1 protein-coding gene is annotated in these 257 nt (G+C 57.6%); it reads left to right on the top strand.

Features of this window, described 5'->3' with window-relative positions; all coding sequences use genetic code 11:
• Positions 1 to 257 (top strand): phage portal protein (locus CDV46_RS18640; protein WP_140413421.1); only part of this gene is annotated, 257 nt, incomplete at both ends.

Below are 257 nucleotides of genomic sequence, written 5' to 3'. Positions count from 1 at the left end.
TACGCGACATCGTTTCTGGTGGTAGATCCAGATCGGCTGTCGAACCCGTATCAGATGATTGATACGAAGTACTTGCGCGGGGGCGTTGAGATTGATGACGATGGCGTGCCGTTGGCCTATCACATTCGCAAGGCCCATCAGAACGATTGGTACAACGCGGTCGAATCGATGGAGTGGGAGCGCGTTGAGCGTGAGGATGAGGATGGTTGGCGCCGCGTGATCCACGATTTCGAGCGAGATCGCGCCGGCCAGAGCCG

The sequence above is a fragment of the Pandoraea sp. PE-S2T-3 genome, from assembly GCF_002179965.1.
In the GTDB taxonomy this organism is placed as follows: domain Bacteria; phylum Pseudomonadota; class Gammaproteobacteria; order Burkholderiales; family Burkholderiaceae; genus Pandoraea.
Note: the sequence above shows the minus strand (reverse complement) of the source record. Positions and strands in the feature narration are given on the sequence as shown.